Source organism: Hyphomicrobium denitrificans ATCC 51888 (assembly GCF_000143145.1).
GTDB classification, from domain to species: Bacteria; Pseudomonadota; Alphaproteobacteria; order Rhizobiales; family Hyphomicrobiaceae; genus Hyphomicrobium_B; species Hyphomicrobium_B denitrificans.
In genome coordinates, this window is record NC_014313.1 from 1,307,143 (window position 1) to 1,333,573 (window position 26,431).

Sequence of the window (26,431 nt, forward strand, 5' to 3'; positions counted from 1 at the left end):
AATGCGGCAGAGGAAAAGGGGGCAATGTGGAATGGCACCCTGCGCCGTGGCGAGGCAGCGGAATTTGGAGGTATCGGCCGTCAGCGTCAGGAATTCGCCGGAAGTCCGTGCCAGGACGGACTGGCCAAATCGCATTTGTCATGGCTTCATTTATGAAGGCTTCATCGCTTCTCGCCTTGACTGTTCAGGGTCGCCATCGGGATCGATCGCCATGCTGCCGCTCGGATGACGGGCTAAATGATGTGTACGCCGGATAAGGTTCGACATGTGGGCTCCCTATAAGAAGCGCCTCGAACGCGATCTCGACCGTTGGCAAGCCAATGGTTGGGTGACGCGAGACGGTCACGCGGCAATCCTTTCCGACATTGCAAGCCGTGGCCCGTCCGTCAGCCTGGCATCGGCGCTCGCCATCCTCGCCAGCGTCTTGTTCGGATTTGCGGCGATATCGTTCGTGGCTGCGAACTGGGAAGAGGTGCCGCGTCTCGGACGGCTCGCCTTGCTGCTGGCATCGATCTGGGCAGGCTACGGCATGGCCGGGTGGCTGGCATCGCGCGGACACGCGGCACTTGCCGACGCAGCGATCCTGTTCGCATTGGGGATGTTCGGTGCGAGCATCATGCTCATCAGCCAGATGTATCACGTCGACGGCAATCCGACGGACGCGGTTTTGATGTGGTGGCTTGCAGCTTTGTTTGCTGGCGTCCTGCTGCGCTCTAATCCGGCCTTGGCTTTGGCGATGATCCTCGTCTGCGTCTGGTCAGGCATGGAAGTGTCGCAGAGCAACGCGGTGCATTGGCCGTTCCTCATCGGCTGGGCGGCTGTCACGGCGGCGTTTCTCTGGCAGCGCTGGTTCCCCGGCCTGCACCTTTCGGCGCTGGCGTTGACGATTTTCATCATTTCGCTCGGATATCTGCTCGGGCACGGGCATGAGCACACGGCCGTCGCCATCATCGGATTGCTCGCCGCGGCGGCGGCGATCGGTGTCGAAAAGGCCTTGCCGCACTTCGATCACGTCGCGGCGCCGGTCCTTGCGTATGCGATGGTCATCGCGTTCGCGGGTCTCTATGCGCTGCAATTTTTCGAACGCACGTCGCTCGGAACTCTCATCGCGTTGGCAGCGCTGACATTGGTGCTGTTGCTCGGCGCGATCAGCTACGGACTGGCGACGGGAAATCGCGGCGTTCTCTGGCTCGGCTATATCGGATTTTCCCTCGAGGTGCTCTCCGTCTACGGGAAAACCGTCGGCACCATTCTCAACACCTCGCTGTTTTTCCTCGTGGCGGCATTGCTCGTCGCGGCGCTGGCTTACATGGCGCTCAAGATCGCGCAGCGCGGGCCTAGCCGAACGGAGGCTGCGGCATGAATAGTGCGTCTCGCTATTTCTGGCCATTGCTGATCTTCGTCGCGTTCGTGCAGACGGCGGCGCTGTTCAAGATCGTCTATGACAAGGATCGCCTGCTCAAGTCGGGCCGGGAGATCACGTTGCCGGTCAAGCCTGTCGATCCACGGGATATCTTCCGCGGCGATTACGTGACGCTCGGCTACGACATTTCGAGCTTGAACGCGTCGCAGGTGCCGGCCGGAAGCTTCGATAAATTCGCCGTTGGTGCGCCGGCGTACGTAACGGTTGCCCCGAACCCGGCCGGCGGCTGGGACGTCACGTCCGTCTCGCCTGAATTCCCGAAGAGCGTGTCGCCTTCCGATGTCGTCTTGAAAGCCCGTGTCGATCGCATGTGGCGCGGGCAGTCGGGGTCGGATGGTGTTCTCAGCTTGCGGTATGGCATCGAGACCTACTTCGTGCCGGAAGGAACCGGCCGCGTGCTCGAAAGCAAGGTCCGGGAGCACAAGATCGATGCTATTCTGGCCGTTGGCGCGGACGGAAGCGCAGCGCTGAAAGGCCTCGTTGTCGATGGTGAGCGGCACGTCGACCCGCCCTTGCTTTAGCACTTCTGGCACGCCGCTCTGGCTGCTATGAGCCCCTGAAATTCGATATCAGGGAGAACGAACGTGACAGTCCAACGCTACGAATCTTCAGCCGTTTATTCCAAGGTGACCGAGGCGAACGGCTTCGTCTTCACGGCGGGTGTCATCCCGACCGACCTGTCACGTGACGTGGAAGGCCAGACGGCCGAGGTTCTCACCGAGATCGACCGGCTGCTGGCGCTCGCAGGCACGGACAAGTCGAAAATCGTCCAGGCAACGGTCTGGCTCAACGACATTCGCAATCGCGACGGCATGAACAAAGCCTGGGGCGCGTGGCTCGGGGGCAAGGACGCTCCGGCGCGCGCTTGCGTCGAAGCCAAGGTCATCGACCCGCGCATGTTGGTCGAGATCTCGGTCGTTGCCGTCAAATAAAGCGATCATCCGAAGGTCTGATTGTTTTTCAGCCGCCGGGTCGAAAAACCCGGCGGTCGTCTGTGCCCCGATTGCCGCGTCCGAATATTTTTCTCGACTGGATTTGACGAGAACCCTTCGAGCCGACTCTTGAATCTGCAAGAAGTCGCCCCGGGGTTTCTCATAGTCATTTTCGGGGGGGTCGGACAAATGACCAAGACGGGATGTTTTAAACGGGGGCTGATCGCCGCTGTTCTGGTTTCTCTTTCTGCGCCGGTGATGGCGCAAGAGGTGGCCGACATTCACGAACAGCGGCGCGAACGGGGCTTCGTCTGCTTCACGGATCACTATCACTACGGATCGAGTTCGGGCCTTTCGAGCAAGAAGGCCGCACAAGCCGCCGCGATCAAGTCCTGGGCCGATTTCGTCAATTTTGAATACGGCGGCGCATGGACGAGCTGGGCGCGTTCCGGCAGCAAGAGCATCAAGTGCGATCACGCCGGTACCGGCGGCGCGTGGAGCTGCGACGTGAACTCGCGTCCCTGCCGCGGCGGACGCTGAGCAGCTACGTCACAGACTGAAATAGCCTTGGAAGAGCCGGCGTTTTTTGCGCGCGGCTCTTCGCTATTTTTATCGTCCGGTGAAAATACGCGACAGGAACCGGCGCGCCAGCGATGCGAGCCAGCGAATGAGAAAAAGCTGGATCATCGTTCCGATGACGCCGCGGTTCGATCCGAGAACTTTGCCGAATATCGAGCGGATGATGTCCTCGAGTGATCCGCCGCCGCCGGGGACCTGTTGGCCGCCGCGCCGGATGATGTCGGGCAGCCTCTGATAGGGATCGTCGTTGTCGTCGGGCTGCGGATAGGAGCGGCCCGATCTCCGGCCAAGACCCGGAATATTGTCCCCTGGGATCGGCAGCGGCTGTCCGGCATCGATCGGAGCACCGGAAGGCCGACCGGATGGTGATTGCCCATTACCTGACGACCAGTCGCTCGCCGAACCCGATTGCGGTGGTGCGTCTCCGGGCAGGCCGAGCGGGCTGCCGCCGAATCCTGAGAGTCCGGGAATGCCGCTGACGGCTTTCTGGAGCGCGGGCTGTGATTGTCGTTGCAACTCGGCAACCAGCAAGCTCGCGACCGCTGGCAGCAACTTTTCGACCGTTCCCGTATCGAGGTTGGAACTCGATGCCGTGCGCGCCGCGATTTTCCGGCTGACATGCTTGCTGCCGATGAGCACGTCGAGAATGTGGTTGCCGCTGTCGACAGCTTCGGGTGAGGCGAGCGTCTGCGGTTCGGACAAGGCAGTCCCGGCGGCCGGGTTCGTCACCAGCGCTGCAACATCCGCGACGCCGGCCCTGTTAAGCATGCGCCGTTGAACGCGCGCCTGCAGTTCGTCGGTCAGCGTGTGAACCGCTTGCCCGGCCTTGTCGTCATCAACGCCAAAAGTCTGCGCAACTTGTTCGATAAGACGCTGGCCATCTGCACTGTCCAAGGTCGCGGCAATTGTCATCAAAACCTCCCGCTTGCCGATCGCATGCAGGCGATGCCTAGCATGCGCGCTCGTCGCTGACAGCTATGGTCTATCGGGTGATAAGTCCGGCTGCTCTTTCGACCTTCTGCATTCATTAGAGGTTCATACATTCAGGCATTTACTTTGCTGCAATAAGAGGCGGCAATCCGCATCAGCGTCGTGCAACTACGCCTGCATCTGAACGTTAGCGTTCCGTGAGTTGAGCGTCCGTAAGACCGGATGCCTATAGTGGAGATTGTCATGCGCAAACTCGTTTTATCGATGTCCGTTCTTTGCGGACTTCTCTTCGTGGGGACGATGCCTGTTCCCGCGCGCGCGGCGGCCGGTCTGACTCCGTCGCACATCGGTGAATCTTCAAGCGTCGCTACGAAGACCGGTTGGCGCCATCGTGGCTGGGGTCATCGTGGCTGGGGTCATCGCCGGTGGGGCCATCGTCGCGGCTGGCGATTTGGCTTCGGTTGGCCCTATTACGGATACGGGTTCTATTCGCCGCGTTATTATTATTATGGCGACGGATACTATCCTTATCGCAGCTACGGCTGGCGGCATCGCCACTGGCGTCATAATGGCTGGCGCGGCAATCGCGGATGGCGCCATCATCGCGGTTGGGGACATCGCGGCTGGGGTCACCACCGCGGCTGGGGCGGTCGTCATCATCGCCGCTAAAGCCTGAGAGTTTCCTCAGGATCACGTTTTAATTAGACGACTTCGAGCGGTTCGCACGGGAATTCCGGTGCGGACCGCTTTTTTCGTGCGAAAGGGCTAGAGTGCCCGAGTTGCAACGCAGCAGCACTTTTGGCATGGTCCGCGCGACTTTCAGCAGGCGAGTCTGCCTGGGGAGCGAAGGTGGGTCCGCCATCCCGGCAAGGCCCGCTTGCACAAACAAAAAGAAGCGGGGCTAAAAGGACCACTCCATGATCAACATACTTTGGGGGATCATCGCCTGCGGTGCGCTGGCGATCCTTTATGCGTTCATCACCTCGAACGCTGTGATGAGTGCAGATCAGGGCAACGCGCGGATGCAGGAAATTGCGTCTGCCGTCCGCGAGGGCGCCCAGGCTTATCTCAGCCGTCAGTATCGCACGATCGCGATCGTCGGCGTCATCATCTTCATTCTCGCGTGGTTGCTTCTCGGACCGCTGCAGGCGTTCGGCTTCCTGATCGGCGCGGTGCTGTCGGGGCTCACTGGCTTCATCGGCATGAACGTGTCGGTGCGCGCGAACGTCAGGACCGCACAGGCGGCGACCGTTTCGCTCGCGAAAGGCCTCGACATCGCATTCAAGTCGGGCGCCATCACGGGCATGCTGGTTGCGGGCTTGGCTCTTCTCGGCGTCGCCGGCTACTACGCATTCCTGACGGTTGGCCTCGGCAAGGAACCGGGCAGCCGTGACGTTGTCGACGCGCTCGTTGCGCTGGGCTTCGGCGCATCGCTGATCTCGATCTTCGCGCGTCTCGGCGGCGGCATCTTCACGAAGGGCGCCGACGTTGGCGGCGACCTCGTCGGCAAGGTCGAAGCCGGCATTCCGGAAGACGATCCGCGCAACCCGGCGACGATTGCCGACAACGTCGGCGACAACGTCGGCGACTGCGCGGGCATGGCGGCCGACTTGTTCGAAACCTACGCCGTGACGGTCGTTGCGACGATGGTGTTGGCTGCGATCTTCTTTGCCGGTCAGCCGAACCTCGGTGTGCTGATGCTCTATCCGCTGGCGATTTGCGCGGCCTGCATCGTGACCTCGATCGTCGGCACGTACTTCGTGCGCCTCGGCGCTAATGGCTCGATCATGGGCGCGCTTTATCGCGGCGTCATCGCTTCGGGCGTTTTGTCGATCGCCGGTCTCTGGGCTGCGACGCAGTACGTTCTCGGCGGCTTCGGCGATGTCGGTACGGCTGCGGGGCAGTCGATCACCGGCTGGAACCTGTTCCTTTGCGGTCTCGTCGGTCTGGCGTTGACCGGCCTGATCGTCTGGATCACCGAGTACTACACTGGCATCGGCTACCGTCCGGTGAAGTCGATCAGCCAGGCGTCGGTGACGGGACACGGCACCAACGTCATTCAGGGCCTTGCGGTTTCGCTTGAAGCCTGCGCGCTGCCGACGCTCGCCATCGTCGCCAGCATCATCACGACGTACCAGCTCGGCGGCCTGTTCGGCACGGCGATCGCGACGACGACGATGCTCGGCCTCGCCGGCATGATCGTGGCGCTCGACGCGTTCGGTCCGGTGACCGACAACGCCGGCGGCATCGCCGAAATGGCCGGCCTGCCGAAGGAAGTCCGCCGTTCGACGGACGCGCTCGACGCCGTCGGCAACACCACCAAGGCGGTGACGAAGGGCTACGCGATCGGTTCGGCCGGTCTCGGCGCGCTCGTTCTCTTCGCAGCCTACAACTACGACCTGCATCACTTCATCGAGGAAGCGAACAAGACCGGAGCGACGGGCTATCAGTTCTTCAAGGACGTTCAGGTGAACTTCGGCCTTGAGAACCCCTATGTCGTTGCGGGTCTGCTGCTCGGCGGCCTCATCCCGTTCCTGTTCGGCGGTCTCGCAATGACGGCTGTCGGACGTGCGGGCGGCGCCATCGTGCTCGAGGTTCGCCGTCAGTTCAAAGCCAAGCCCGGCATCATGAAGGGAACCGAAAAGCCCGACTATGCTGCCGCGGTCGACCTGCTGACGCGCGCCGCGATCAAGGAAATGATCATCCCGTCGCTGCTGCCGGTTCTGTCGCCGATCGTTCTCTTCATTGTCGTCAACGCCATCGCCGGTAAGGGCGCCGCGTTCTCGGCGGTCGGTGCGATGCTGCTCGGCGTGATCGTCACCGGCATCTTCGTCGCCATCTCGATGACCTCGGGCGGCGGTGCCTGGGACAACGCCAAGAAGAGCTTCGAAGACGGTTTCGTCGACGTGGACGGCGTCAAGCACGTCAAGGGTTCGGAAGCGCACAAGGCGTCGGTCACGGGCGACACCGTCGGCGATCCCTACAAGGATACGGCCGGTCCGGCTGTCAACCCGGCGATCAAGATCACCAACATCGTGGCTCTGCTGTTGCTCGCTGTGCTTGCGCACTGGTAAGCGACACTCACGCTTCAAAGGAAAAGGCTCCGGTTCGTCCGGAGCCTTTTTTGTTTGGTCGAGCGTCGGGGGTGGAGACGTGTGCTGCGCTTAGCCGACGAGGTTCGGGTCCTCGCTGTCGTGCTCGTGTCCAATAGCGGTAAGCAGCCGCTTATCGAGCCGATCGGGCCGCAGGATCACTTTCTGGAAGTGAACGTCCTTGACCGCCGTGCGCGGGACGACGAATTCGCCGGCATTCTCGACATAGATGACGATGGATGTGTCGTTGACCTCGCGGACGGCACCGATGCCTTCCTGGCCGTCGCCGAGGAACGCCATGAAGCCTTCTTCGATATTTTCGGTCATGAAGCTACCTGCTCGTTGAAGCGAGCGAAGCATAGACCGGGATGGCGAAAATTTCGCCCGCCAATTTCGGGGCGAGATCCAGCGCGCGCAGCAACCAATTCAGGCGGATGCTGCGCCGAACGCGTTAGCCTCCGAATGCGCTGCCTGCTCCGAAGAGCTGCTGCTTTCCGAGGTTGCGGAACAGCTGATTCAGGATGGTTTCGTCGCGGCCGCCAGGGGATGGGGTCTTGCGGCTCACGAAGTCGAAGACTTTGCCGTCCTTCAGGCCATAGTTGGCGACGTGATCGACCGTGCCGCCTTTGGTGAAGTACACGGCTACCACCTGACGGCTTTGCTCCGTCGGCAGGAAGAACGATTGCTGCGTGTCGGTGCTGGAGATGTAATAGAACGCGCGGCCGTCGCCGATGACGGCGGTCGTCGCGGGCGTACCGAGGGCGGCGCGCACCTGGTCCTGGCTCATGCCGGCCTGGACGGCCTGAAGGTCCGTATCCTTGAACACCTGACCATGCTTGGTGACCGTTCCGCCGCAGCCCGCGAGCGCCAGAAGAGAGACAAGGGCGAGCAGACGGCAACCTGCCGCCACTAAACCCGTCGTCTTGTCATGCTGTCGCATTCGACCCTTCATCCCCTCAGAATCGCTTCGCTCTCCGACGCGCTGTGTTTAAAGTGCGCATCAGAAGCGGGCAACGCGAGCCATACGCGCTGCCGCGCACGATCCCCAGACATTTCCCTCGGCTCCCAGGCGGATCAAGGACCTTACAAGCTATGTTGCACTGGTTCAGGCGGCGCGCGGAAGTTCAACGCACAGCAGAAAAGCTTTATGGCAGTGTCGTGGCCGCTGCCCGGAACCCGGAGTTTTATCGGGGTATGGGCGTTCCCGACACACCGGAGGGGCGGTTCGAACTGGTTGCACTGCACCTGTTTCTGATGCTCGAGGGGCTCAAGGGGCAGAACGCCGCCGATCCGGAGGTGGCGCAGCGCACAATCGAGACGTTCGTGACAGACATGGACGACTGCATGCGGGAAATGGGCGTCGGCGACATGGTCGTCGGAAAAAAGGTGAAGCGCGCCGCAGCGGCGTTCTACGAGCGTTCGTCGGTCTATCGCGCGGCCCTTGCAGAGCAAGGCTCGGAACTCGACGACGGTATTATGCGGTATGTTTTCGAAGGCGATGGCGCGGCTCGCGATCGGGCGGCTCGGCTCGCACACTACACGCGGGCCGCGGCAGAGCTTTCATCGAAGACGCCCTTCGACAATCTGGTTGCCGACGGAAGCTTTGCGCGGCTGCTGAAGGCCGACGGCGCGGAGGAGGTGTCGTGAGCGAGCAATTGAGCGATTGGACCCACAACGTCACGGACATTCCAGCGGGCGGACTCGATCGCGAACGTGACGCCAGCGAGAGCGAACGCGCGGCCATTGCGGAAGCGCTCAAGCTGCTGAAGCTCGATCGTCTGACGACGCGCTATCGCATCAAGCTTCAGGGAGACGGTAGCTACCGCCTGACGGGAAAGGTCATTGCCGCCGTGGAGCAGGCCTGCGTCGTGACGCTCAATCCCGTGCCCGACGACATCGACGCGACGTTCGACGTCGAATTTCGGCACGAGGTCGACGATCCGGATGATGACGAGGAGGCGAGCGTACTCGCAGGCCCGGACGTCGATATTCTCGAACGCGGTGTTATTCCGGTCGGCCGGATCGTTTTCGAGACGGTTTCGGCCTCGCTCGATCCTTATCCGCGGCGCGAGGGCGCGGAGTTTGATTGGCAGGACCCGCATCAGGCCGATCCAAAAGAAACAAGCCCGTTCGCGGCGTTGTCGCAGTTGAAAGACAAAAAATAGTCCGCCTGCGGCAACCGTGCATGAGGCGCGATTTCGCCTTGTTCGCGGGCTTCAAAAGATTATGGTCTCGACGAATTTCGGGGTTAGAACAGGTTTAGGATCGAGTCCGGCGGAATGTTGCGCCGAACGCGAGTCTTGGCCGGTCGGCGAGCATGGCGAGCCAGAAGACAATCGCAATCGACGCAATGGGCGGCGACCACGGACCTGAGGTCCTGGTTCCTGGAGCCGCACTTTCGCTTGAGCGGCAACCGGCGCTGGGTTTTATTTTTTTCGGCGATAAGGCGCGCATCGATCAGGCGCTGGCGCAGCATCCGGCGCTCGCAGCGCGCTCGCGCGTCGTCCATACTGATCACGTCATCTCGATGGATGAGAAGCCGAGCCAGGCCCTGCGCCGCGGCAAGGGTTCGAGCATGTGGCTCAGCCTTGAGGCGGTAAAGTCGGGCGAAGCCGACGCCGCCGTTTCAGCGGGGAACACCGGCGCGCTGATGGCGATCTCGAAGCTCGTTCTCCGGCCCATCGCCGGTATCGAGCGTCCGGCGATTGCCGCGCTGTGGCCGACGATCAAATCGGAAAGCATCGTCCTCGACGTCGGCGCCAACATCGGTGCGACGGCGGATCAGCTCACCGTCTATGCGTTGATGGGCGCGGCGATGGCGCGTGCCGTATTTCACGTCGAGCGCCCCTCGGTCGGGCTGATGAATGTTGGAACCGAGGAGATGAAGGGCAACGAGGACGTGAAGGCGGCTCATGCGCTGCTCAAGTCCGTCGATGCGCTGCCGCTGGACTACAAGGGTTTCGTCGAAGGCGATCAGATCGGGCAGGGCGCTGTCGATGTCGTCGTCGTCGAAGGCTTTGCTGGCAACATCGCGCTCAAGACCGCGGAAGGCACGGCACGCCAGATCGGCACGTATCTTAAGGCGGCGATGACCAGTTCGTTCATGAGCAAGCTCGGAGCGCTTTTCGCGCAGGGCGGCTTCCGCGTCCTGAAGCAGAAAATGGACCCCCGACGGGTTAACGGCGGCACGTTTCTGGGCCTTAACGGTATCGCGGTTAAAAGTCATGGCGGCACTGACGCCTTCGGATTCGCGAGCGCCGTTGATCTTGCGTATGAAATGGCGGATTCGGGTTTGATCGCGCGGCTGACGGCTGATATCGACGGTTTTCATCATCGGTTGTCGGCGGCCAGTGGCGGCGGTGTTCCGCCCGAGCGTTCCGCCGGCAGCGCGCTCGGAAAGGTCTAGGCGTGGTTGCTGTTCTTCGTTCGGTCATTCGCGGTGTCGGCGCGCATTTGCCCAAGCGTATCGTCTCGAACGAAGATCTGTCGAAGATCGTCGATACGAGCGACGCGTGGATCCAAGAGCGCTCCGGCATCGTCAATCGGCACATTGCGGACGAGACTGAAAAGACGTCCGATCTCGGCGCGGCGGCGGCGAAGCAGGCGCTGGTTCGTGCAGGCATCGATCCGATCGACATCGACCTGATCGTCTGCGCGACGGCGACGCCGGATCGCACGTTTCCGGCGACAGCGGTTCGAATCCAGTCGATGCTGGGCGTTACGAAAGGCGCGGCGTTCGACGTGCAGGCCGTCTGCTCGGGGTTCGTTTACGGGCTGACGATCGCAGACAACTTCCTCAAGACGGGGCAATCGAAACGGGCGCTCGTCATCGGCGCGGAGACGTTTTCGCGCATTCTCGACTGGTCGGACCGTTCGACGTGCGTGCTGTTCGGCGACGGCGCGGGAGCGGTCGTTCTCGAAGCGCAGCCGCAGCACGGCACGCGGAACGATCGCGGTATCCTCGCGACACGGCTGCGATCGGACGGCCGCTACGAAGACCTGCTTTACGTGGACGGTGGCGCCGGGTCGACGAAAACGGTCGGGCATCTGCGGATGAACGGGCGCGAGGTTTTCCGGCACGCGATTCAGAAGATTTCCGGCGTCATCGAAGAAACGCTGGTCGAAACCGGGTATGCGGCGGACGAGATCGATCTCTTTATTCCGCATCAGGCCAACAAGCGGATTCTCGACGGCATTGCGAAAAAGCTCGGCGTCGCGCCCGAGAAGATCGTCATGACCCTGCACAAGCATGGCAACACCTCGGCGGCGTCAATCCCGCTCGCTCTCAACGAGGCGTTCGAGGCTCATCGCGTCAAGGAAGGCAGCCTCATTTTGATGGAAGCCATGGGCGGCGGCTTCACCTGGGGCGCGGTTCTGGCGCGCTGGTAGCCGCGGTTGCGGTGCCTCTCAGGAAAAATCGCCCGTCCTCAACTTTTTACCTGCTTCTTCAACGCATTACGTTGACCCCGCGACCAACTGCCGCTACCATGATCGGTCTCGGCGTTGATGGGAGAATAAAAAAATGGTCGGCAAGACATTGACGAGGGCGGACCTCGCTGAAGCGGTGGTCTCAAAAGTCGGGTTGCCGCGTAACGAAAGCCAGGACCTTGTGGAGCGCGTGCTCGAGGAAATCTCGGGCAGTCTTGCGGACGGAGATCCCGTCAAGCTCTCGTCGTTCGGCTCATTCGGCATCCGGCAGAAGGGTGAGCGCGTCGGGCGCAATCCGAAGACCGGCGAAGAAGTCCCGATCACACCGCGCAGGGTTTTGGTGTTTCGGCCTTCCAACATCATGAAGGACCGCATCAACAAAGGCCACGTGAAGGGCTAGCATCGCTTCGGCGTGAACGCGGGTCATGTGGGGCGGGCAACGCTCTCCGACGGTTTCGGGAAATTGGAAAGGCAGTTGAGCGATGAACAAATCGGCGGAAGCGTTTCGCACGATCGGAGAAGTCGCTGACGAGCTTGAAATCCCGAAGCACGTGCTGCGCTTTTGGGAAGGCCGTTTTCCGCAAATCAGGCCGATGAAGCGCGGCGGCGGCCGGCGTTATTATCGCCCGGAGGACATGGAGCTTCTGCGCGGCATCCGCACGTTGCTGCACGCCGAGGGGTATACCATCCGCGGCGTCCAGAAGATTTTGCGCGAGCATGGCGTCGATCAGGTGAAGGCGGCCGCACGCCGCTCCATCCCCACGCTAAGCGCCGCGGAGGGTGCATCGCCGCCGCCGGCACGCAAGCGCGGACGCAAGCCGATCGTCGCGCCTGCCTCGCGCGTTTCTGCTCAAACGGCTACATCCGCCGCGCCCGAGCTGAAATCTGCGAGCTGCACCATGAACGTGCACGTTCTTGCGGCGGTCCGCGAGCTCCAGATTGCGCGTGCGATCCTGCTTGGACAGCCTGTTCCGCAATCGCCGGCGAGCCGCGCCGAGGATGCGAAGAAGGTCCGCGCGAGCCGGACCTGAGCATGACTGCTGTGCTCAGCCGAGGTGAGCAGCCTGCATGAGCTTGCGCGATCTTGACGTCGTTTTTGTCGACCTCGATGCGTCGCGAGCGCTTCTCGAACATGAAGAAGCAAGCACGCCTCGGCTTTCGCCATCCGATCGACTTCGCGTTGATCGGCTTTCCGGCGATCCCGTAAGGCAAGCTCGGTGGCGTGCGTCACGGATTGCGACGCGCATCGTGCTCGAACGTTGGGCCGGTCGGAGCGTGCGCGGAGCGGAGTTCGAAATCGCTGCTGGAGGGCGTCCGTCTCTCGGTGATGGCCTGCCGCATTTCAACGTTTCGCATACGGCGAGCGTCGCTCTCATCGCGGTTTGCCAGATGTCTCCTGTTGGCGTCGACGTCGAGTGTCAGCGCACTCTTTCGATGTCCTCGGAGCGGCGGCGGCGCATCGTAGCCGCCGCGGATGATCTTGCGTCTGTCGGAGCGCTCAATCCCGAAAGCGATGTTGACGTGCTGAGGGCATGGGTGCGCCTGGAAGCGATTGCCAAGGCGCGCGGGTCTGGGATCGGTGTTCTCTTGACGGAGGAAGGCGTGATTGGAGGAGCCAATCGATCCACGCGCGAAACTGAAAAGCCGTCGCTGGCCTCAGCGGCGCTCGATGTGGCGCCGCCGTATATCGCTGCCATCGCGGCGGACACGCTTCCATCCGCGATCAGCGTTCGACGCTTTCCGGCCCGCGTGGAAGCCTTGCAAGACTTCCTGCGCTAGCGAGGGCCAAACGTCGTTGCGCGCGTTCTCGCACGCGCAACGATCAGGGTTTGTATCCGAAGATCGTATAGGGGTTATAGACGCGCGCCTGTTCCTTGTTGCGGGCGTAATAGCGAACGCGCCGCCGCGGCGGTGTATCGGCCTTGGCTTCCCGGATTGCGGCTTTCGTTACGAGGCGGCTTTTGCGCGGGACGGCCGCTGCCTCGGGTTTCTCGGGCGGCAGCACCATCGCGGTAACGGTGCTGTCCTTGACTGCGTGCAGCAGGTTCGACTCCATCGGACGCCAGCGATAGCCAAGCCCGAAATCGATCGGTGTGGCGCGGCCCTTTCCGAACACGTCGTTCAACTGCGCCTGGCGTTGTCCGGCGAACAGCGGGATCGGACCGACGTAGCGGCCGTAGGGCTGTAAACGCCAGCCCTGCGCGAAGAAGCGGATCGGGATGCCGGAGTCGTCCTCCAGAATCGCATCGCTGTGCTTCAGCAGATAATCGCGCACGGTCGAAAACTTGTCTTCGTGCATCAGATACGACGCGCTTTTGATGAAGCTGTCGCCGTGGCTGAACGTGTCGCAGAACTTCATGAAGCCGCTGGCTTCGATGCCGCCGTTCGAAAGGTCGGTGCTGAAGTAATACAGCGTGCGCTTCTTGCCGGTGTTGTCGGAGAAGATGATCTTGGCGGCCTTGGCGGTCGCGTTGGCAATCTTCTCATCCTCCGGGTGGAGCGTGCCGTCGGCCTGAAGATCGAACAGCGAGACGTCGTAGATCGTCTTTCCCGAGCGCGCCAGGAACGTCATCAGCACCGGCAGCGTGCCCGTCAACCGGCCGTGACTGAAATCGACGCGCATCGATTTGGTTCGGAAGAAGCTGTAGCTCAACACCGAATTGAGCGAGCCGCGCAGCTCGCGCAAAGCGCCGGGAAGCTCCGCATGCGAGAACTTGCCGAGATCGGGAACGGGACCCGGCGGTTCAAGCCCGGCCATGATGTAGGTGTCGGCCGACGGGAAGAACGCGTCGGCATATAGGAAGTCGGGACCGCTGAAGAAGTAGAACAAGACCGGCTGAGGGTTGGTCAGGTTCTTCGAGACGAACGAGCGGATCTTGCTCAGCTGCCGCTTTTCGAGGCCGCTCCAGGAGTCGTCGAAGCTCTTGGCGTGCTGCTTCCAGAAAGCGTCTCCGGTATATTTCGCGATCGGCGAAAGCGCGGATGGCGGCATGCCCGCGAGGAACCGCGCGGTGTCATCGGGACTCGTGCTTGCAGCGAACGAAACATTCGCCGTCGACGTCAGTGCAACGATGCAAGCGCCGATGATGGAAGCGAGAAACCGCATTCTTGCCATGAGGTGATCCAATTAGATCCGAGCTGTAAGCGGGCGTGACTGGGACAGTGCGTAAACTCCCAGGCCCGCCAACATGATGGCGAGACCGGCGAGAGACTGTAACGGCCGCTCTGCGATAAGGTGATACATCATAAATCCTGTGACACCGAGGAAGATGAACGGCGTCAAAGGGTAGCCCCAGGTTCGATAAGGCCGCGTCAAGCCGGGCTCTTTCGCTCTCAACACGATGACGCCGAGCACGGCGAGGAACGAGCAAAGCGTCAGACTGAACTGAATGACGTCAAGCACGGCCTCGAAGCTCTGTGTCATGAGCAAGATTGTCACGATCGCAATCTGCACCAGCAGGGCAGTCGTCGGAACGCCGTCGCGAGATGTCTGCGATAGCGGAGCGAGCAGCGGATGATCGATGCCCATCGTCATCGTTACGCGCGGCCCGATCCAGGTCATGGCGCTGATCGAGGAAATCAGCCCGATGCAGATCAGCGCGCCGACGATACGGCCGCCAACGTCACCGAAGATGTGCTTGCCCGCGATCAGGCCGATGTCGAGTTGACCGGCCATTGCTTCGATCGGCGTCGTGTAGAGAAAGACCGCATTCAGGGCGACGTACAACGCGACGACAATGAGTGTCGCAGCGATGATGGCGCGCGGAAGGCTGGTGGCCGGATCGCGAATTTCTCCGGCGATATAGGTCGCGGCGTTCCAGCCGGAATAGGCGTACATGACAAAGACGAGGCTGACCGCGAACGGCGCGCTGGTCATGTAGCTCATGTCACTCGCCGAAGGCGCGAATGAGATCGGCTGCGGCTCGCCGAACGCCAATCCGGCGATGATCAGTCCGACGATCAAGGCGGCTTTGATCAAGGTGGAGATGTTCTGAAAGTTCGCCGAGTGCTTGACGCCGCTCAGGTGCACGAACGTGATCAGCCATGCGACGGCGAGGCCGAGAAGCAGCGGTGACGAGCCTGGGACAACACCCTTGAAATAGACGCCGAATGCCATTGCGGCGAGCGCGATCGGCGCGGAAAATCCGACCGTCGCGGAAATCCAGCCAGCGAGGAAACCGATGGCGGGATGATAGATCCGGGTGAGGAAATTGTATTCGCCGCCGGAGCGCGGGAACGCAGCCGAAAGCTCGGCATAAGACAGGGCGCCGCAAAGCGCCGCGGCGCCGCCGACGATCCACAGCATCAGCACCGAGAATGCCGACGGAATGTCCTTGACCTGAAAACCGAGGCTCGTGAACACGCCGATGCCGATCATATCGGCGACGGCGAGAGCAACGGCGGTCATGGTCGAAACGGTTCGGATATTGAGAGCGGGTGCCTTGGAAGACGGTGCGCTCGTGCTGGCGGAGCTGGTCATCAGTAAGGCTTTGCCCTAGCAAATTCGGCGACAGTATTGAGTCGCACTAATTCCAACAACGGGCGGCGAGACATGTTCAATTCGCGTTGCCAAAATACACCTGACGCGCCGTTGCAGGCATATTTCCGAGTTCTTGCCCGCAGGCAACTGGAGTTCATGCGTCCTCTTAACTCACGATATGGACAATTTTGGACTTTAACGTCGTGAAATAATGTCGGCCGCCAACTGACTATTGTCGGCCAAGGTAAATGGGATTCTAATCTTGGCGCGGCGTACACAGGGACGGGTATGTCGGCAAAATCGCATTTGAGAGCATGAACCACGGGCGACGGGGCTTCCTCGCGGCGGCATTTGGCACGGGGGTGGCGTTAACCCTCGGCAGCGCAGGCGCATTTGCCGCTCGCAAGACCACCGGCCATCGCCAGATCACGCCATCAAAAACGCAGGTTCGGTCGCGCAGCGCGCCGCTGGCGACGGCGCGAACGGCGCTGGTTCCGTTCGATACGGCGCCCTTTCCCTATCGTGGCACGATGCCGGGATCGAACGCGCCGTTCTTGAACGTCACGGAAGGCAGCCGCAAAGGCCACCGCACCGGCAGCGGGCGCGTCTACTGGGAAGATGAGACGTACAACGATAATCGCGTTCTGCTTCACATCCCGAAGGGTTTCGATATCCGCCGTCCGGCTTTGATGATGGTCTTCTTTCACGGCCACGGCGCGACGCTGGAACGGGATGTGCTCGATCGGCAGAAGGTGCCGGCGCAGATTTCCGCCTCGAACGCCAATGTCGTGCTCGTTGCGCCTCAGCTTGCCATCGACGCACGTGATTCGAGCGCCGGCAAATTCTGGCAACCGGGCGCGTTCGGGCGTTTTGTCGGAGAGGCCGGGCAGCAACTGGCGCGTCTTTTTGGCGAAAAGCGTGCGCTCCGGACGTTCGCCAGCATGCCGATCGTGCTCGTTGCGTATAGCGGCGGGTACGTCGCGGCGGCGTCTGCGATCGAGCAGGGTGGATTGAAGAAGCGCGTTCGCGGCGTGGTACTGCTCGACTCACTTTATGGCGATCTCGACAAGTTCGCGCATTGGATCGAGGCCGATCCGTCGGCATTTTTCGTCAGCGTCTATCTCGGGTCGACGCGGAACCAGAATGCGCAGCTCGAGGGCATTCTCGCCGCGCACGATGTCGACGTCAGTCCCGAACTCAGCACGCGGCTTGCGACCGGCGGTGTGACGGTCGCCCCCGGCGGAGCGGGCCGCCACCGCGATCTCGTCACCCATGCCTGGGTGGATTATCCGATTATCGACATCCTGCAGCGGCTGCCGGAATACCGGCGTTAAGCAGGTTCGAGCGCGGAGGGCGTCAGGCGTTGGCTTGCGTCAGTCCACCCGCGGCAACGCGCCTTGACGGGCGGGAAGCGTTCCTTTACCCAACGCGGACGACCGCGCCGGTGGCCGTGGGCCCGAAGCGGGCTTCCTGACACCGCCGGAACGTATGGGACGGAGCGTAGCGCAGCCTGGTTAGCGCACCAGTCTGGGGGACTGGGGGTCGGAGGTTCAAATCCTCTCGCTCCGACCAATATTTTCAGTGACTTAACAGTCATCAGCGGCTTGCGGCGAGGACTTATAGGATAGGCGCGTAAAGCGCGTTCCGTCGTCCGCTATTCAAGAACATCAAAGCTGGTTGTTTTTTTGCGCCACGCAGATTGGGCGCCGGGTGGTGTTTGCGAACTCGGTGAGCGCACGTGCCTGTGGCGGCGCAATCCAACGATCGACAGAATAAGCGACACAGCGAATTTGCTCCGCTGTGCCGCCATTCTACAGAAGCGCCCGCGTGCGATGAGGCGCGCGGGCGGATCGATCAGCAATCGCGCGCGTTCACCTGGCTTTTGCGCCGAGCATTTGCATGTAGGCGTCAGCGGTTAGAAGAGACGACAGGTTTGCGTTTTCATCGACACGGATCCGGACAAGCCAACCGGCGCCGTAGCAATCGTCATTCAGCAGGTTGGCCTGCCCTTTGAGGCTGCCGTTGACGTCCAGAACGACGCCAGACACGGGAGCCAAAAGTTCTGACACGACTTTGAACGACTCGACCGTTCCGAACGGAATGTCCGCCTCGATGCTCGTTCCGGCCTGAGGAAGATCAACGTACATGATCTTGCCGAGCTGTTTCTGCGCAAAGTCCGATAAGCCGACATGGGCTTCGCCGGGTTCGCTGCAGCGTCTCACCCAAAGGTGACAGGGATGGAAGCCCATCTCGTCAGATAAGCTGGAGGGCATTTGCGCTCCTTTGGCGGTTCATGGGCTTGTGGGTTGCCTGCCCGATGGCGTCCTCGACGGCTTCAAGGATGCCTTCGGAGATCGTCGGATGCGCGTGGACGGTGCGAAACAGTTCGTTCGCCTTACCGTTACGCTGGATCACCAGCGCGCCCTCATGCACGATCTCCGACGCATGCGGACCGATGACGTGAAGGCCTATCAACTCTCCAGAGTGCTTATCGACGACCACCTTTGCCATGCCCGAGATCTCGTCCAAGGCATGAGCCCGTCCGAGGCCGCGCAAATCGAACTTTCCAATTTCAACAGAGAGACCGTCGCCAACGGCTGCATGCTCCGTCCTGCCGACCCAACCGATTTCCGGGTTCGTGAATACGGCGACAGGAATTGCCCCGTCATCCAGCAAGGAAAACTCGCGGCGTAGCATGTGATCGATGGCGAGCTTCGCCTGTGCCGATGCCGCGTGGGCCAAGCCGGATCGGCCGTTCACGTCGCCCGCGGCATAGATGTGCGGCACGTTCGTGCGCAGCACGTCATCGACGCAGATTTCGCGCCACTCGTTGGTTCGAATGCCCGCTGCCTCTAGCCCGATGCCGGCAGTATTGGCGCGTCGTCCCACCGCCACGAGCGCTCGCTCGGCAGCGCCTACGATTTTATCGTCAGCATATGCGCTGACGCCTTCTTCCGTATGCGTAAGCGATTGGATACGGCAGTTCAGCTGAACCTTGATGCCCCGCTTGCGCATCTCCCGTTGCAGCACAGACGAGATGTCCTTGTCGGCATGCGACATCAGACGTGGTCCACTCGCCAGCACCGTGACATCCACGCCAAGACTGTCGAGAACGAAGGCAAACTCGCAGGCAATGATGCCGGAACCCACGATCAGCATTGAGCGCGGCAGGCTTTCCCAGGCGAGCAGATCATCGGATGTGCCGATCGTCGCGCCATCGATATCGAACTGGGGATCAGCCTGCGGGGTCGACCCGGTGCAGATCAGAATATGGTCGGCGCGCACGACCTGATCGTTGACACGAACGCAATGCGCATCGACAAGCTCGCCATATCCGCGAAGTAACGTCACCTCGCGGTCTTCCATCAATCGCTCAATGCCCTGTCCGAGCATCTCGATGATCGAAGCCGAACGGCGATTGATCGCAGCCCAATTCCCCGCGACGGAACCCGAGAATTGCAGGCCGAAAGACTCGGCCCGCTTAATCTTTTCGAGAAGACCGCAGCTCTCCACCAAAACCTTCGTCGGAACACATCCTTGGTTGAGACATGTTCCTCCGAGCGGTTTGGGATCGACCAGAGTGACGCGGGCACCATGCGCCGCGGCGTGGGATGCGGCGACGTAACCTGCCGGGCCGCCGCCAAGAACAATGATGTGGCTCATGCTTAGGCGGTTGCCTCGAGCGCCATCGCCTGGCCATTGATAACGACGTTGCCGGCGACCTCGACGGGAGTCTGAAGCGTGTTGAGCACGGGGCAATGCGCCTCGACGATCTGTGCGAGCTTCTGCAGATCTTCCCGGCTCGCGTTGCTCCGGATTTCGGTATCGAAGATGATCTTCTGGAAGCCGGCCGGAACGCCTTCGTCCATGCCGAACAGTCCGCGAAGATCGAGGTATCCGCGCAAATTGCATGTGACGCTTTCGAGTTCGATTCCCAGCACCGATGCGTAAGCGCGGTAGACGATCTCCTGACACGTTCCGAGCGCGACCAGGACGAGTTCGACCGGGTTGGGACCACGATCGCTGCCGCCGAGGTCGGCGGGCTCGTCAATGCTCATTGCAGGAAAATCACGGACTGTACCGGTGCAGTGCATGCCCTCGCCGAGTTGCGTTGAAGCGCGAAAAACGACCTTCGCGGCGGCCGGGTTCTGCTTGACGTTGTCGATCGCTGCGAGAAGCGTTTGCTTGATGGCGTCCTGCGACATGAGCGGTTCTCCCTCGTGTTTTGATATTATTGTGGGCGCAGGCTACGCGCCGGGAGAAGCGCTCCACAATTGGGTGCATCACTGCAGTTCTTAGGGATTTTCCCTAACCGGCCGTCGAGTGGGATCGAACGCTTTTCAGATCCGGAAAGGGCTTTGGCCCAACAAGCACGTTGAGCTTTTGCACTAAATCCACAACGCAATGAGCCGACATCTTGCCCATGACGTTAGCGCGATGCGCCTCAACGGTTTTGCAACTCAGCTCCAACTCGGCAGCTATTTGCTTGTTGGACATTCCGCCGAATATGAGCCACGCGACCTCGCGCTCGCGACACGTCAGCCTGTTGAAGTTCGCATCGACCTCCGAACGCGAGATTTCGGCTTTGTACAATCCGCGCGCGCGCGCCATCGCCTCTTCTGTTCTGTCGAGCAGCGCCTGATTGTTGAAAGGCTTTTGCAGAAAATCGATTGCGCCGTGCCGCATGGCGGTTACGGCCATCGGCACGTCGCCGTGGCCGGTCACGAGAATGGTCGAAAGCGGCGGCTGCCTCCGTTCCAATTCGAGCAGGAGCTGCAGACCGCTCATGCCCGGCATTCGCACATCGAGAATGAGACACCCCACGCGATCTCCATAGCCAGCGATGAAGTCGTTGGCCGATTGAAATCCGCAGACGCGATAGCCTACCGAGGTGAGAAGGTATTCCAGAGATTCTCGCGCCGCCCGGTCATCATCGACAACAAAGACCCACTCGCTAGTCCGCATTTTCCACTCTCTTCCGAGCAGGAAGCTCGATGACAAACGTTAAGCCGGGGTTCGGTGCATTCGTTTTGACGAGTAGTTGCCCACCGTGTGCTTCGATAATCGATTTCGATATCGGCAGCCCCATTCCCATTCCCTTCGGCTTTGTGGTGAAAAATGCTTCGAACATTTTTTCAGTATCGATTGCAGGTGCGATGGGACCGCAATCATTGAACGAGACGCGCACCAACCCCGACTGAGAATATTCCGACGATATTGTCACGGTCCGACCGCGCCCGTTTTCGTCCGTGGCCATGGCTTCAATGGCGTTGCGCACGATGTTGAGTATGACTTGCTCTACTTGGATGGCCTCGCCCATGATCGGTGGGATGGAGCCGACGCCGCGCGTGCAGAGCTTAACTCCGTGCGCTTGAGCCTCCGGCGCAACAATCCGGATAGCGTCCGAAAGGACTGTGCCGATATCCAGCTGACGAAACGTGACGTTACCTTTGGAAAGGAAGCGGCGGATACTCGCGATGATGTCGCCGGCCCTCTCAGCTTGGCTGCACACGTGCTCCATGGCTCTTTTTAGCTCGGCGGACTTGGACCCATTTTCGAGCCGGTAGAGGCAGCCTCGCGAATAGTTGGCGATGGCGGCCAACGGCTGATTGAGTTCGTGTGCGAGCGCTGTCGCCATCTGCCCCATGGAATTGAGGCGTGAAGCGACCGACAGTTCGCGATAGTGCAGGCGCATCTCATCTTCGTAGCGCTTGAGTTCGCTGATGTCGCGCGTGATGCCAAGCAGCGCTGTCACTGCGCCATCCTGATCGCGAAGTGGCGCGGCGTGCGTTTCGAGCCAACGCAAAGACCCCTTCAAGGACAGAATTTTGAACTCCAGCTTGACGCTCTCGCCATTGAATACGCGTTTCGTCATCGCCTCGTAGGCTTCATGGTATTCCGTCGCAACGACGCGGTAGACCGATGTTCCAACGATATCGTCAGCGTTGTCCGCATCGACCAAGGAAAGGCCGGCCGGATTCATCTCCAGGATGACGCCGTCGAGGGATTGGATTTTCACGCATTCGGGTTCGGTGGCGATGATCTGGCAGAGACGTTGCTCTCGATCAGCGAGCCGTTCTTCTGCGGCTAAGCGATTGAACGTCTCCGTTTGGAGCCCGAAACGGGCGCGCCTCAAAGACGCATACATGCGCGCACTGTAGGCCGATATTGCCACCAGCATCGCGACAAGAGACAGAAGCCCATACTCTATAGGCTGCAGCATTGGACAATGTCCCTCGAGCAAGGTCGATGATTGCCTGGGGCGCTCATAAAATATCGAGCGAATAGTCTATGGGCAGCCCAACGTCGAGGCCATCCACGCCGAGGCTGTCAGTTCATATATTTTGTTTTTAGATAGGTGCATTTGCATTGTCTATTGATGAGCATCGACGCCGCGCGCCGATGAACTCCGAGATTGATTACAAGAATGTTCGAGGCCATCGTAAGCAAGATTGACTACGATGACTAAGCCAGGGGGGCAATGCGCGCCAAGGTGGTGGATCTCTAGAATTCAGCACGCGCCTACTCGCTGCTCGCTAGCGAAACAGTTTAAGGGCGGCTTACAGCCGCCAAACCGATGAAGTCCGCTTCTTTGCGAAATAATCAGACGTCATCCGATGATCCCTGCAGATCGAGCACAAACGATTTCCACCGTTAGCCTGGGATTGAAACAGAATTGGCGGCAATTCTCTCTGCTGGTTTTGATCAACGCCTTTGTTGGCGGCATGGTCGGCATCGAGCGGACCGTCGTGCCGTTGATCGGCGCCGAGGATTTCCATATCGAGTCCGCGACGCTCATCACCTCATTCATCGTCAGCTTTGGTTTGGTCAAAGCGTTCGCCAATCTTGTATCCGGCCAGTTGGCGGACCGTTGGGGTCGTAAGCATGTCCTGGTGATCGGTTGGCTGATCGGGCTGCCCGTTCCGTTCATGATTATCGGTGCGCCAAACTGGGGATGGATTATCGCGGCAAACGTTCTGCTCGGATTGAGCCAGGGCTTCGCCTGGTCGATGACGGTCATCATGAAGATCGACCTCGTCGGCCCCAAGAGCCGCGGGCTCGCGGTCGGGCTGAACGAGTTCGCTGGCTATTTTGCCGTTGGCGCGACGGCTTTTCTGACGGGCTATCTCGCGAGCCAATACGGGCTGCGCCCCGTACCGATCTATCTCGGAGTTTTTTACGCCGTTGCAGGCACGTTGCTTTCGACGCTGGTCGTTCGCGATACGCGCCATCACGTCGAGCTCGAGGCGAAAGGTGCCGCTCAAGATGCGTCTCCGCTCTCCTTCCGAGAGGTGTTTCTGCTGACATCGTGCAAGGATCGCAATCTGTTCGCGGCCAGCCAGGCAGGACTCGTCAACAACCTCAATGACGGAATGAGCTGGGGCATCTTCCCGCTATTCTTTACCGGGCTCGGACTTGGCGTGGAGCGGATCGGCATCATCAAGGCGATCTATCCGATGGTCTGGGGTATCACCCAGGTCGTGACCGGCCCATTGAGCGACCGCTGGGGCAGAAAGGGATTGATCGTCGGAGGAATGTGGGTTCAAGCCGGCGGGCTAATTTTGACGGCTGTCAGCAGCGAGTTCAGCGGCTGGATGGTCGCAAGCGTTCTTCTCGGACTCGGCACCGCGATGGTCTATCCGAGCCTGATCGCCGCCGTCTCCGATGCCGCGCATCCTTCCTGGCGCGCGCGATCTCTCAGCGTCTATCGATTTTGGCGCGACCTCGGCTACGCAATCGGCGCGCTTTCGGCTGGCCTCATCGCAGATCGCTTTGGGTTTGCTGCCGCCATCTGCGCTATCGGCGCTCTGACATTCGTATCGGGCTGTGTCGTTGCCGTTGTGATGACCGACGATAATCGACGGATGGCCAGGCGGCCTTAAGCACCCGAGCCTCGATAGCGCCGATCATATTTTTCTCGTCGCCACCTGGAGCCGGATGCGTTCGCTACTCTGCCGCAAATGAAAATGGCCGGCATGAGCGTGATCATGCCGGCCAAGGTGCTCGTAGCCTGAGACTTCTATGGAGGAAGCGCTATGGCAACGAGAAGACGGTGAGCGAGCCACCCAGGTTGGTGTACTGCTTGAGGCCAGCGTAGCCGCCGACAGCGCCGAGGCCGTCGTTCGGATTCGTCAAGCCAGCCGCGAGACCGATACCGGCCCAGCCACCAACGCCCGAGAACACGGCGACGTACTGTTTGCCGCCGTGCGTGTACGTCATCGCATTGCCGATGATGCCCGACGGCGTCTTGAACTTGAACAGCTCCTTGCCATCCTTCTGATCGACGGCTTTGAAGTAGCCCTCGAGCGTGCCGTAGAAGGCAATGCCGCCAGCTGTCGTCAACGCGCCTGACCAGACCGAGAACTGCTCAGGCTTCGACCAGACGATCTTGCCCTTCACGCCATCCCAGGCAATGAAGTTACCCATGCCGCCGTGGCTGTCGGGCGCCGGATACATCGACAAGGTCGCGCCCACGTAGGGCTGACCAGCGGTGTACGAAACTTTGAAGGGTTCGTAGTCCATGCACACGTGGTTCGTCGGCACGTAGAACAAGCCGGTCAGCTTCGAGTAGGAAGCCGGCTGCTGGTCCTTGGAGCCGAGAGCCGCGGGGCAGATGCCCTTGTGGTTGACGTCGGTTCCCTTGCCATCCGCGAACGTTGAGTACTTGGCGACGCGGATCGGACGTCCATAGTTCTTGCTGGACTTGTCCATGTCGACGCCGGTGGCCCAGTTCACGACCGGATCGAATTTTTCAGCGACGAGAAGCTCGCCCGTAGCGCGATCCCAGGTGTAGCCGAAGCCGTTACGGTCGAAGTGCGTGACCGCTTTGCGCTTCGTGCCGCCGAAGTCGAGTTCGGCAAGGATCGGCTCGTTGACGCCGTCATAGTCCCACTCGTCGAACGGCGTCATCTGGTATGCCCACTTGGCGATACCGGTATCGGCATCGCGAGCAAACATCGTCATCGAGTAAAGCTGATCGATCGGCTTGCCATCCGGTCCCGCGCGCTGGCCAGCGTTCCAGGTCGAGGGATTGCCGGTGCCGTAGTACATGAGGTTCAAGTCAGGATCGAAGGCCATGTAGCCCCACGTCGAACCGCCGCCGATCTTCCACTGATCGCCATTCCAGGTCTTCAAGGACGAGTCCTTGCCGACCGGCTTGCCGAGCATCATGGTCTTCTCGGGGTCGACCAGCACATCGGAGTCGGGCCCCATGGAATAAGCACGCCATACGCGCTTGCCACTGTTGATGTCGTATGCGGTCATCGAACAGCGGACGCCGAACTCGGCGCCGGAGATGCCGACGACAATCTTGTCTTTGATGACCATCGGAGCTTGCGTGCCGGTCTCGCCTCTCTTCGGGTCGCCGTTGACGACCTTCCAGAGTTCCTTGCCGGTCTTCGCATCGAGAGCTACGAGCGAAGTGTCAGCCTGGTGCAGGAAGATCTTGCCGTCGGCATAAGCGAGGCCGCGGTTGACCGTATCGCAGCACATCACCGGAATGACGGCCGGATCCTGCTTCGGCTCGTACTTCCAGATGATCTTCTGTTCGTCGGCGAGGTTTAGAGCGAACACGATGTTCGGGAACGCCGAGTGAAGCCACATGGTGTCGCCGATGACCAGCGGGCCGCCTTCATGGCCGCGCAGGACGCCGGTCGAGAACGTCCAAGCCACTTTGAGCTGGCCGACGTTTTCGGTCGTGATCTGGTCGAGCGTCGAATAACGGGTGCCGGCATAGTCGCCGGACTGGATTGCCCAGTTATTCGGATCGCTGGTCAACTTGATCACGGATTCGTTGGCCCAACTCGGCCCTGAAAACGCAGCCGTCGCCAATAATCCGAGTGTAAATGCACTTTTGCGCATTGCGCTTCCTCCAAAGATTGCCACGCGTAAAGTGTTCAGAGCGCCGCTTACCTCAGCATTCAATTCGGCGGGATTTATTCCCGTCTTGGTTCCGAATGCCGGAGGCCTAATCACTTTCCACGAGTGAAAAAGCGGCAATTCTCATGAACACGTGCACTAACTCACTCATGGGCGAGTTTGGCAATACAGCTGGCATTAATTGCGGTCGCGTTTGCTGGAAAATATGCAAATGGGAAAATATCCAAATATATGCAGGAATATTTTCTGATTTTGTATCGGTATTTTCCTGATTGCTTTTGGTCTAATATTTCTGCGTGAGGAATTCGAAGGAATTGCATGCAACCCGCTCGTCTCAAGATTGCTGCCGCATCGACGTTGCTGTTGGTGCCGATGCTGATTGCCAGCGCATCGACAGGGATGGCCAATACCGATGCTCCGCGGTGGGAGGTGGGAAGCATCTGCCAGGCGGCGAAATCCGTGACGGCCTGTACGCGGAGGGAAGCGTTGAGCCGGGCGACGGTGCTTGATCGATGGCTTGCGACGCCAGATGGAGACCGGCAGTTCTGCCTCGAGGAACTGAAGACGAAAGACGTCGAAAGCTACTGGAGTTTGCTTGATTGTCTGGGGAACCGCGCGATCGCGAACGACGCAAGCTAGTCCGTGTTCATGTAAGCGCGATTGTCTCGTCTTTGATGGCGCAATCGGT

General features: G+C 60.6%; 27 protein-coding genes and 1 tRNA gene. 17 read left to right on the plus strand and 11 right to left on the minus strand.

All coding sequences use genetic code 11. The annotated features are described in order from the left end of the window. Positions 1 to 265: 265 nt before the first annotated feature. The 4 genes from HDEN_RS06305 (at position 266) to HDEN_RS06320 (ending at position 2,895) form a co-directional block, all read left to right on the plus strand. A complete protein-coding gene (locus HDEN_RS06305) occupies positions 266 to 1,363 on the plus strand; it encodes a DUF2157 domain-containing protein (protein WP_013215307.1) in 1,098 nt (365 codons plus the stop codon). Next, positions 1,360 to 1,944 carry a GDYXXLXY domain-containing protein gene (locus HDEN_RS06310; protein ID WP_013215308.1) on the plus strand — a complete coding sequence of 195 codons (585 nt, stop codon included), beginning with the start codon at positions 1,360 to 1,362 and terminating at the stop codon, positions 1,942 to 1,944. Before HDEN_RS06305 ends, HDEN_RS06310 begins: the two co-directional genes overlap by 4 nt. 63 nt (positions 1,945 to 2,007) lie before the next feature. Then, complete coding sequence (locus HDEN_RS06315; RefSeq protein WP_013215309.1) at positions 2,008 to 2,355, plus strand: RidA family protein; 348 nt, start codon at positions 2,008 to 2,010, stop codon at positions 2,353 to 2,355. A gap of 189 nt (positions 2,356 to 2,544) precedes the next feature. Beyond that, positions 2,545 to 2,895, plus strand: coding sequence for a hypothetical protein (locus HDEN_RS06320; RefSeq protein ID WP_013215310.1), 351 nt, complete (start codon positions 2,545 to 2,547; stop codon positions 2,893 to 2,895). A 69-nt stretch (positions 2,896 to 2,964) separates the two neighbouring features. Here the strand turns inward: HDEN_RS06320 and HDEN_RS06325 are convergent, their stop codons facing one another. Continuing rightward, positions 2,965 to 3,846 (minus strand): DUF937 domain-containing protein, encoded by an 882-nt coding sequence (locus HDEN_RS06325; protein WP_013215311.1) that lies wholly within the window; start codon positions 3,844 to 3,846, stop codon positions 2,965 to 2,967. Between the two features lie 261 nt (positions 3,847 to 4,107). Here HDEN_RS06325 and HDEN_RS06330 point away from each other — a divergent pair, with 261 nt between their 5' ends. Then, positions 4,108 to 4,533 (plus strand): hypothetical protein, encoded by a 426-nt coding sequence (locus HDEN_RS06330; RefSeq protein WP_013215312.1) that lies wholly within the window; start codon positions 4,108 to 4,110, stop codon positions 4,531 to 4,533. A gap of 248 nt (positions 4,534 to 4,781) precedes the next feature. Further along, positions 4,782 to 6,938 carry a sodium-translocating pyrophosphatase gene (locus HDEN_RS06335; RefSeq protein ID WP_013215313.1) on the plus strand — a complete coding sequence of 719 codons (2,157 nt, stop codon included), beginning with the start codon at positions 4,782 to 4,784 and terminating at the stop codon, positions 6,936 to 6,938. A gap of 90 nt (positions 6,939 to 7,028) precedes the next feature. On the opposite strand, the gene HDEN_RS06340 is transcribed toward HDEN_RS06335, so the two are convergent. Together HDEN_RS06340 and HDEN_RS06345 are read right to left on the minus strand one after the other, a co-directional pair. Continuing rightward, positions 7,029 to 7,283, minus strand: a complete 255-nt coding sequence (locus tag HDEN_RS06340; protein ID WP_013215314.1) for a hypothetical protein — start codon at positions 7,281 to 7,283, stop codon at positions 7,029 to 7,031. Positions 7,284 to 7,407: 124 nt separating this feature from the next. Further along, positions 7,408 to 7,896, minus strand: a complete 489-nt coding sequence (locus HDEN_RS06345; RefSeq protein ID WP_013215315.1) for an outer membrane protein assembly factor BamE — start codon at positions 7,894 to 7,896, stop codon at positions 7,408 to 7,410. A 254-nt stretch (positions 7,897 to 8,150) separates the two neighbouring features. On the opposite strand from HDEN_RS06345, the gene HDEN_RS06350 reads away from it, so the two are divergent. The 7 genes from HDEN_RS06350 (at position 8,151) to HDEN_RS06380 (ending at position 13,163) form a co-directional block, all read left to right on the plus strand. Beyond that, positions 8,151 to 8,603 (plus strand): ubiquinol-cytochrome C chaperone family protein, encoded by a 453-nt coding sequence (locus HDEN_RS06350; protein ID WP_245256745.1) that lies wholly within the window; start codon positions 8,151 to 8,153, stop codon positions 8,601 to 8,603. Next, positions 8,600 to 9,121, plus strand: coding sequence for a YceD family protein (locus HDEN_RS06355; RefSeq protein WP_013215317.1), 522 nt, complete (start codon positions 8,600 to 8,602; stop codon positions 9,119 to 9,121). The genes HDEN_RS06350 and HDEN_RS06355 overlap by 4 nt, the downstream gene beginning before the upstream one ends. A 152-nt stretch (positions 9,122 to 9,273) precedes the next feature. Beyond that, positions 9,274 to 10,362, plus strand: a complete 1,089-nt coding sequence (plsX, locus tag HDEN_RS06360; RefSeq protein ID WP_013215318.1) for a phosphate acyltransferase PlsX — start codon at positions 9,274 to 9,276, stop codon at positions 10,360 to 10,362. 2 nt (positions 10,363 to 10,364) lie between these two features. Then, a complete protein-coding gene (locus HDEN_RS06365; RefSeq protein ID WP_013215319.1) occupies positions 10,365 to 11,345 on the plus strand; it encodes a beta-ketoacyl-ACP synthase III in 981 nt (326 codons plus the stop codon). A gap of 133 nt (positions 11,346 to 11,478) precedes the next feature. Beyond that, a complete protein-coding gene (locus HDEN_RS06370) occupies positions 11,479 to 11,784 on the plus strand; it encodes an integration host factor subunit alpha (RefSeq protein ID WP_013215320.1) in 306 nt (101 codons plus the stop codon). An 82-nt stretch (positions 11,785 to 11,866) separates the two neighbouring features. Then, positions 11,867 to 12,415 (plus strand): MerR family transcriptional regulator, encoded by a 549-nt coding sequence (locus HDEN_RS06375; protein ID WP_013215321.1) that lies wholly within the window; start codon positions 11,867 to 11,869, stop codon positions 12,413 to 12,415. A gap of 37 nt (positions 12,416 to 12,452) precedes the next feature. Continuing rightward, positions 12,453 to 13,163 carry a 4'-phosphopantetheinyl transferase family protein gene (locus HDEN_RS06380; protein WP_013215322.1) on the plus strand — a complete coding sequence of 237 codons (711 nt, stop codon included), beginning with the start codon at positions 12,453 to 12,455 and terminating at the stop codon, positions 13,161 to 13,163. A 43-nt stretch (positions 13,164 to 13,206) separates the two neighbouring features. Here the strand turns inward: HDEN_RS06380 and HDEN_RS06385 are convergent, their stop codons facing one another. Next, positions 13,207 to 14,499, minus strand: a complete 1,293-nt coding sequence (locus tag HDEN_RS06385) for a hypothetical protein (protein ID WP_013215323.1) — start codon at positions 14,497 to 14,499, stop codon at positions 13,207 to 13,209. 12 nt (positions 14,500 to 14,511) lie between these two features. Next, on the minus strand, positions 14,512 to 15,864 hold the full coding sequence (locus tag HDEN_RS06390; protein ID WP_013215324.1) for an APC family permease: 1,353 nt from the start codon (positions 15,862 to 15,864) through the stop codon (positions 14,512 to 14,514). A gap of 362 nt (positions 15,865 to 16,226) precedes the next feature. Here HDEN_RS06390 and HDEN_RS06395 point away from each other — a divergent pair, with 362 nt between their 5' ends. Both HDEN_RS06395 and HDEN_RS06400 read left to right on the plus strand, forming a co-directional pair. Next, complete coding sequence (locus HDEN_RS06395; protein ID WP_245256746.1) at positions 16,227 to 17,198, plus strand: alpha/beta hydrolase; 972 nt, start codon at positions 16,227 to 16,229, stop codon at positions 17,196 to 17,198. 160 nt (positions 17,199 to 17,358) lie between these two features. Further along, positions 17,359 to 17,436 (plus strand) — tRNA-Pro (locus tag HDEN_RS06400). A gap of 299 nt (positions 17,437 to 17,735) precedes the next feature. On the opposite strand, the gene HDEN_RS06405 is transcribed toward HDEN_RS06400, so the two are convergent. The 5 genes from HDEN_RS06405 to HDEN_RS06425 form a co-directional block, all read right to left on the minus strand. Further along, the gene (locus HDEN_RS06405; RefSeq protein ID WP_013215326.1) at positions 17,736 to 18,137 is read right to left on the minus strand and encodes a glycine cleavage system protein H; all 402 of its coding nucleotides are present in this window, start codon (positions 18,135 to 18,137) and stop codon (positions 17,736 to 17,738) included. Next, positions 18,118 to 19,527, minus strand: a complete 1,410-nt coding sequence (lpdA, locus tag HDEN_RS06410) for a dihydrolipoyl dehydrogenase (protein ID WP_013215327.1) — start codon at positions 19,525 to 19,527, stop codon at positions 18,118 to 18,120. The genes HDEN_RS06405 and lpdA overlap by 20 nt, the downstream gene beginning before the upstream one ends. Before the next feature lie 2 nt (positions 19,528 to 19,529). Beyond that, the gene (locus tag HDEN_RS06415) at positions 19,530 to 20,069 is read right to left on the minus strand and encodes an OsmC family protein (RefSeq protein WP_013215328.1); all 540 of its coding nucleotides are present in this window, start codon (positions 20,067 to 20,069) and stop codon (positions 19,530 to 19,532) included. Positions 20,070 to 20,172: 103 nt separating this feature from the next. Beyond that, positions 20,173 to 20,829: a response regulator transcription factor gene (locus tag HDEN_RS06420; protein WP_013215329.1), complete on the minus strand. Its 657-nt coding sequence runs from the start codon at positions 20,827 to 20,829 to the stop codon at positions 20,173 to 20,175. After that, positions 20,819 to 22,087, minus strand: a complete 1,269-nt coding sequence (locus HDEN_RS06425; RefSeq protein ID WP_013215330.1) for a PAS domain-containing sensor histidine kinase — start codon at positions 22,085 to 22,087, stop codon at positions 20,819 to 20,821. The genes HDEN_RS06420 and HDEN_RS06425 overlap by 11 nt, the downstream gene beginning before the upstream one ends. 394 nt (positions 22,088 to 22,481) lie before the next feature. Here HDEN_RS06425 and HDEN_RS06430 point away from each other — a divergent pair, with 394 nt between their 5' ends. Continuing rightward, positions 22,482 to 23,747 (plus strand): MFS transporter, encoded by a 1,266-nt coding sequence (locus HDEN_RS06430; RefSeq protein WP_013215331.1) that lies wholly within the window; start codon positions 22,482 to 22,484, stop codon positions 23,745 to 23,747. Between the two features lie 151 nt (positions 23,748 to 23,898). Here HDEN_RS06430 and HDEN_RS06435 read toward each other — a convergent pair whose 3' ends face one another. Beyond that, entirely contained in the window at positions 23,899 to 25,725 is a 1,827-nt protein-coding gene (locus tag HDEN_RS06435) for a methanol/ethanol family PQQ-dependent dehydrogenase (RefSeq protein ID WP_013215332.1), read from the minus strand. A 336-nt stretch (positions 25,726 to 26,061) separates the two neighbouring features. Between HDEN_RS06435 and HDEN_RS06440 the strand changes: the two genes are divergently transcribed. Then, the gene (locus HDEN_RS06440; RefSeq protein ID WP_013215333.1) at positions 26,062 to 26,382 is read left to right on the plus strand and encodes a hypothetical protein; all 321 of its coding nucleotides are present in this window, start codon (positions 26,062 to 26,064) and stop codon (positions 26,380 to 26,382) included. Positions 26,383 to 26,431 lie beyond the last annotated feature (49 nt).